The following is a 6,105-nucleotide window of genomic DNA, read 5'->3' on the forward strand; positions in this document are numbered from 1 at the left end:
TCGCGGCGCCGCGCTCCCCTTCGCTGACCGATCGCGCCCTGTCCCGGGCCGCCGCACGGATCTACCATGAAGCCGTGGATCCATGGGTGTGGTGGCTGATCGCCGCCGTAGGGCTGGGTATTCCTCTCGTCGTGACCGCGATGCCCGAATTCGGGATGTTCGCGGTCGGCGCCGTCGCCGGTGCCGTCACCGCAGGGGTCGGCGGCGGCACCGTTCTGCAATTCCTGGTGTTCGTAGCGGTTTCGGTCGCCCTGATCGCCGTCGTACGCCCCCTCGCCAACCGCCAACGCGGCCAGAGCCCGCCACACGCCTCCGGCATCGACGCGCTCAAGGGCAGGAGCGCCACGGTCCTGGAGCGCGTCGACGGCGGGGTCGGCGGCCGCATCAAACTCGCCGGCGAGATCTGGTCCGCCCGCTCCCTCGACGGCAGCCAGGTCTACGAACCCGGCCAGCAGGTCGACGTCGTCGAGATCGAAGGCGCCACCGCCGTCGTCATCTGACCCGAACACGCTGCGCGACGCACCACGACTCTGAAAGACTGATCAACGGCAAGCCGGTCACCGGCCGGCAGGGACCAGCAACGAAGGGCACGGGAGCCGCTGTGGAACCGATCATCATCGTCCTGATCATCCTGGTGGTGCTCGTGTTCATCGCACTCATCAAAACGATCCAAGTCATCCCACAGGCCAGCGCCGCCATCGTGGAACGCTTCGGCCGGTACACCCGCACTCTCAACGCGGGCCTGAACATCGTCGTCCCGTTCATCGACTCCATCCGCAACCGCATCGACCTCCGCGAACAGGTCGTGCCGTTCCCGCCGCAGCCGGTGATCACCCAGGACAACCTGGTCGTGAACATCGACACCGTCATCTACTACCAGGTGACCGACGCCCGCGCCGCGACGTACGAGGTCGCCAGCTACATCCAGGCCATCGAGCAGCTGACCGTCACCACCCTGCGGAACATCATCGGTGGCATGGACCTGGAGCGGACCCTGACCTCCCGTGAGGAGATCAACGCGGCACTGCGCGGCGTCCTCGACGAGGCCACCGGCAAGTGGGGCATCCGCGTCAACCGCGTCGAACTCAAGGCCATCGAGCCGCCGACCTCCATCCAGGACTCGATGGAGAAGCAGATGCGCGCCGACCGCGACAAGCGCGCCGCCATCCTCCAGGCCGAAGGTGTCCGGCAGTCCCAGATCCTCACCGCCGAAGGCGAGAAGCAGTCCTCCATCCTGCGCGCCGAAGGTGAGGCCAAGGCCGCGGCCCTGCGCGCCGAGGGTGAGGCCCAGGCGATCCGCGTGGTCTTCGAGTCGATCCACGCCGGGGACCCGGACCAGAAGCTGCTGTCCTACCAGTACCTCCAGATGCTCCCGAAGATCGCCGAAGGCGACGCCAACAAGCTCTGGATCGTGCCCAGCGAGATCGGCGACGCCCTCAAGGGCCTCGGCGGCGCCCTCGGCAACTTCACCCCGCCCACCGGCGGCGGCTCCATCCCGAAGCCCAGCTCGCCGAACCGTGAAGCGCCCCCGATCGACTGACACCACCGGACCCCTGGTGCATGATCGGACAGGTCCGTACCGATCATGCATGGGGGAATCCGCGTGACCATCTGGGAAGCCGTCGCCGTTTTCGCCGCCGGAATCGGCGCCGGCACGATCAACACCGTTGTCGGGTCCGGCACCCTGATCACCTTCCCGGTGCTGCTCGCCTCCGGGCTGCCGCCCGTCACGGCCAATGTGTCCAACACCCTTGGCCTGGTGCCCGGTTCGATCAGCGGCGCCATCGGCTACCGCCGCGAACTCGCCGGCCAGAACCGCCGCATCCTGCGCTTCGGCGCCGTCGCCCTCGTCGGCGGTCTGACCGGCGCGATCCTGCTGCTCGCACTGCCCTCGAAGGCCTTCGACGCGATCGTCCCCGCTCTGATCGCCCTCGCGCTGGTACTCGTCATCGTCCAGCCCAAGCTGTCCGCCGCGCTCCGCGCCCGCCGCGAGCGCAACGGCACCACCCCCCACCGCGACGGCGGCATCGCCCTGCCGGCCGGGCTGCTCGTCGCCAGTGCCTACGGCGGCTACTTCGGCGCCGCCCAGGGGGTGCTCTACCTCTCCCTGATGGGCCTGCTGCTCGACGAGGAACTACAGCGCATCAACGCACTCAAGAACGTCCTCGCCGCGATCGTCAACGGTGTCGCGGCGGTCTTCTTCCTCTTCGTCGCGCACTTCGACTGGGCCGCCGTCGGCCTGATCGCGCTCGGCTCCACCCTCGGCGGCCAGCTCGGCGCGAAGATAGGCCGCCGGCTGCCGCCCACCGCCCTGCGCGCCGTCATCGTCGTCGTCGGCCTACTGGCCATCACCCAACTCCTCCTGAAATAAGGTGCGTCGAGTGAGCCCCCGGGCCGCGGACGGACCGGCCCCGCGCTAGGCGGGAAGCGCCAGCCACTCCGGCAGCCCGTCCCGCACCGACACCCCCAGCGTCGACAGCAGCACATCCGCCGGCGTCGGCTCGAACGGCCGCCGCAGCAGCTGCATCCCCGCCTGCTCGGGCGTACGGTCCGCTTTGCGGTGATTGTCCTCCGCGCACGAGGCGACGGTATTCAGCCAGGTGTCCCCACCGCCGTGCGACCGCGGCACGACATGGTCCACGGTCGTCGCCCGCCGCCCGCAGTACGCACACCGGTGCTGGTCACGCACCAGCACACCCCGCCGCGACCAGGGCGCCCGTCTTCGGAACGGCACCCGTACATACCTGCTGAGCCTGATCACCTGCGGCACCGCTATGTCCACCGAAGCGGCGCGGATCCGCAGCCCCGGGTGAGCATGCTCGACGACCGCCTTGTCCTGCATGACCAGCACCACCGCACGCCGCAGCGACACCGTCGACAGCGGCTCGAAGCTCGCATTCAGCACCAGCGTCTCGCGCATCCCGTCCACCTCCCCAACCCGCTCCGCCCCCGCGGCGAAGTTGCTCCACTGTGCAGCGGCAGGTATTCCCCGAACAACGCAATTTCCGCATGCCACAAGGGAAATGGAGGACGACCGGCAGATGAAAAAGAGGTGCCCGTCGGCGCCGCACGGGCCACGAGAAGAGTGCGCCCCGGGTCCCACCCCCGTGAATCACGCGAGACCCGGAGCGAACGGCAGCCGGCCAGGACGCCCGACACGAGTGCGGGCTCCGGACGGGGGTACCTCCCATGCCGTGAAGGCAATGGGGGAGGCGGACGACACACCTGCGCCCCGCCGCTCCCGCCACTGCGGTACCTGCTGCCCGCCGCCCTTCTCACGGGGCGGCGGCACCGGTACCACTCTGCGTGCGGGAAGCGCCGGGGCGCAACGGAATTACGGCGTTCAGCCCGCCGCGGGCACCTCGTACTCGGCGATCAGCTGGGCCCGCCCGAGCGTGTGGAACCGCAGGTTGAAGCCCACCACCGCGGGAGAAGCCTCGCCATCCGGACCGAGCTTCTCCTGGTCCACCGCGTACACCGTGAACACATAGCGGTGCGGACCGTCCCCGGGCGGCGGCGCCGCGCCCCCGAAGTCCCGCGTCCCGTAGTCGTTACGGACATGCACGGCGCCCTCGGGCAGCCCCTTCATCTCCCCGGACCCGGCACCCGCCGGCAGCTCCGTCACCGACGCCGGAATGTCGAACAGCGTCCAGTGCCAGAAACCGCTGCCCGTCGGCGCGTCCGGGTCGTAGCAGGTCACCGCGTAGCTCTTCGTCCCCGCGGGTGCGCCCTCCCACCGCAGCTGCGGCGAACGGTTCCCCTCGGCGAAGACCTGCTCCGGCCGCAGCGTCCCGCCCGGCTCCACCTCGTCGCTCAGCACCGTGAACTCCGGCACCGGCGGATGGAAATCGTGCGGGAGCGGCCGCCGCTTCAGCTCGGACACTGCAACACCTCCTGGTCGCTTGCTGACACCTGTCCGGCCAGGTTAGAGCCAGTTCCGCTTACCGCCGACCTCCGCCAGCCACTGGTTGAGGTAAGCCGCCCAGTCGGTCCCCTCGAAGTCGTTCAGCCCGACCGTGAACGACCGGTAGGTGTCCGACCCCTCGCTGAACAGCCCCGGCTTCTTGTCCATCTCCAGGACGACGTCCATCTCCCGGTCGTCCGCGACGAACGACAGCTCGACCTGGTTGAGCCCCCGGTACTGCTGCGGCGCGTGGAACTCGATCTCCTGGTAGAAGGGGAGCCGCTGCCGCGTTCCCCTGATGTGCCCCTGCTCGAGATCGGCGGCCTTGAAACGGAACCCCAGCCGCCCGAACGCGTCCAGGATCGCCTGCTGCGCCGGCAGCGGGTGCACATTCACCGGGTCCAGGTCCCCGGAGTCCACCGCCCGCGCGATCGCCAGCTCCGTCGTCACCCCGACGTTCATCCCGTGCAGAGGTGTCCCCAGGAACGTGGTGACCGGCGTCTCCCACGGAATCTCCAGCCCGAACGGCACGGTGTGCGCCGCACCCGGCTGCACCGCAAACGCACCCCCCAGCTGCACCTTGGTGAACTCGATGTTCCGCTTGTACTCCTCGTCGCCGCTCTCGACCTCGACCCGCGCCTGCAGTCCGACGGACAGCCCCTGGATGTCCTGGGCCACGGACCCGCCCTGGACCCGCACCTCGCCCTGTACGACCCCACCGGGGACGACGTTCTCCTCGAAGAGCACCGTCTCCACCGACGCGCCCCCGGCGCCCAGGCTCGCCAGCAGCTTCTTGAATCCCATGCTCGTCCTCCCCAGGCGAAACGCCTGTGCTGTGTATTGCGCGCCGAGATCTCGGCTTGATCCCTACGAACGCGAAACCGCGCGACCCGGTTCCACGGCCCACACCTTCCCAACCCCGGTGCCCCCATGGCCAGCCGCCCTCCCGGACGGCTGCACTACTCTCGGTCCGCATGACCGACGTACCGGAACGTATGCCGCTCACCCGCGACTTCTTCGACCGTCCCGTGCTGGACGTGGCTCCCGACTTGCTGGGCCGCACCCTGCTGCGCCACACCCCCGACGGTCCGATCGCACTCCGGCTCACCGAGGTCGAGGCGTACGACGGCGAGACCGACCCCGGCTCCCACGCCTACCGGGGCCGCACCGCACGCAACGCCACCATGTTCGGCCCGCCCGGCCATGCGTACGTCTACTTCATCTACGGGATGTGGTTCAGCCTCAACGCGGTCTGCGGCTCCGAGGGCAAGGCGAGCGGTGTCCTGCTGCGCGCCGGTGAGATCCTCACCGGCGCGCCCCTGGCAGCCGCCCGCCGCCCCAAGGCCCGCACCACCAACGAGCTGGCGAAGGGCCCGGCCCGCCTGGCCACCGCCCTCGGCATCGACCGCACCCTCGACGGCATCGACTTGTGCACCGGGGGCACCGCCCCCCTCTCCGTGCTGCACGGCCGCCCGCCCGCTCCCGAGCGGGTACGCAACGGTCCGCGCACCGGCGTCGGCGGAGACGGCGCCGATCACCCCTGGCGCTACTGGATCGCCGACGACCCCACCGTCAGCCCCTACCGCCCCCATGTCCCCCGACGCCGCACCACCACCGCTACTTGACTCTGTATCGCCGACCGCCTAACGTAGCCCGAGCCGCTGGAGACGGGCAGCGCTATTTGCGCAGACCGCCAGGCGGCACAACCAACTACTCCGATCGGCTCCCTAACGGGTCCTCTTTCGCGTTGCCGAAATTCGATCCAGCCACTCGATTATGAGTCGCCAGGGCAAGCCGCTAAAGTAGTGATCACGCCGAACGGGCAGCATTAAATAGCTGCTCCGGGGCGGACCCCCGATGGATATCGGAACCGGAATCGAAATGAATCGGGTTCTGCTAGAGTCGGAAAGGCCGGAAAGCGAAAGCAGAACGGCCAACCCCGCTCCAACAGGGGGCCGGAGACGGAAACGGATCTGGTAAGGTTGGAAACGCGAAGAAGCCGAAAGGCGGCAACGCACCGGCGAAAATCGGGCCCGCAAGGATCTGATAGAGTCGGAAACGCAAGACCGAAGGGAAGCGCCCGGAGAGCCTGGTGAAACAGGCACAAAGGAAGCGTCCGTTCCTTGAGAACTCAACAGCGTGCCAAAAGTCAACGCCAGATATGTTGATACCCCGTCCACCGGAGACACTCCGGAGGATGA

General features: G+C 68.8%; 7 protein-coding genes. 4 read left to right on the forward strand and 3 right to left on the reverse strand.

Annotation, left to right across the window (positions count from 1 at the left end; all coding sequences use genetic code 11):
- Nucleotides 1-86 precede the first annotated feature (86 nt).
- The 3 genes from ACWGJY_RS33890 to ACWGJY_RS33900 all read left to right on the forward strand — a co-directional run bounded on the left by ACWGJY_RS33890 (nucleotide 87) and on the right by ACWGJY_RS33900 (nucleotide 2,371).
- Nucleotides 87-500 (forward strand): NfeD family protein, encoded by a 414-nt coding sequence (locus ACWGJY_RS33890; protein WP_453264724.1) that lies wholly within the window; start codon nucleotides 87-89, stop codon nucleotides 498-500.
- 101 nt (nucleotides 501-601) lie between these two features.
- Entirely contained in the window at nucleotides 602-1,540 is a 939-nt protein-coding gene (locus ACWGJY_RS33895; RefSeq protein ID WP_030087611.1) for an SPFH domain-containing protein, read from the forward strand.
- A gap of 63 nt (nucleotides 1,541-1,603) precedes the next feature.
- Nucleotides 1,604-2,371 (forward strand): sulfite exporter TauE/SafE family protein, encoded by a 768-nt coding sequence (locus ACWGJY_RS33900; RefSeq protein WP_453264718.1) that lies wholly within the window; start codon nucleotides 1,604-1,606, stop codon nucleotides 2,369-2,371.
- Between the two features lie 45 nt (nucleotides 2,372-2,416).
- On the opposite strand, the gene ACWGJY_RS33905 is transcribed toward ACWGJY_RS33900, so the two are convergent.
- From ACWGJY_RS33905 to ACWGJY_RS33915, 3 genes are all read right to left on the reverse strand, one after another.
- Complete coding sequence (locus ACWGJY_RS33905) at nucleotides 2,417-2,920, reverse strand: HNH endonuclease (RefSeq protein WP_453264719.1); 504 nt, start codon at nucleotides 2,918-2,920, stop codon at nucleotides 2,417-2,419.
- A 423-nt stretch (nucleotides 2,921-3,343) separates the two neighbouring features.
- Entirely contained in the window at nucleotides 3,344-3,883 is a 540-nt protein-coding gene (locus ACWGJY_RS33910; protein WP_453264720.1) for a YbhB/YbcL family Raf kinase inhibitor-like protein, read from the reverse strand.
- Nucleotides 3,884-3,925: 42 nt separating this feature from the next.
- Nucleotides 3,926-4,708 carry a sporulation protein gene (locus ACWGJY_RS33915; RefSeq protein WP_453264721.1) on the reverse strand — a complete coding sequence of 261 codons (783 nt, stop codon included), beginning with the start codon at nucleotides 4,706-4,708 and terminating at the stop codon, nucleotides 3,926-3,928.
- Between the two features lie 170 nt (nucleotides 4,709-4,878).
- Here ACWGJY_RS33915 and ACWGJY_RS33920 point away from each other — a divergent pair, with 170 nt between their 5' ends.
- Complete coding sequence (locus ACWGJY_RS33920) at nucleotides 4,879-5,529, forward strand: DNA-3-methyladenine glycosylase (RefSeq protein WP_453264722.1); 651 nt, start codon at nucleotides 4,879-4,881, stop codon at nucleotides 5,527-5,529.
- Nucleotides 5,530-6,105: the final 576 nt, after the last annotated feature.

Source organism: Streptomyces sp. NPDC054765, from assembly GCF_053612065.1.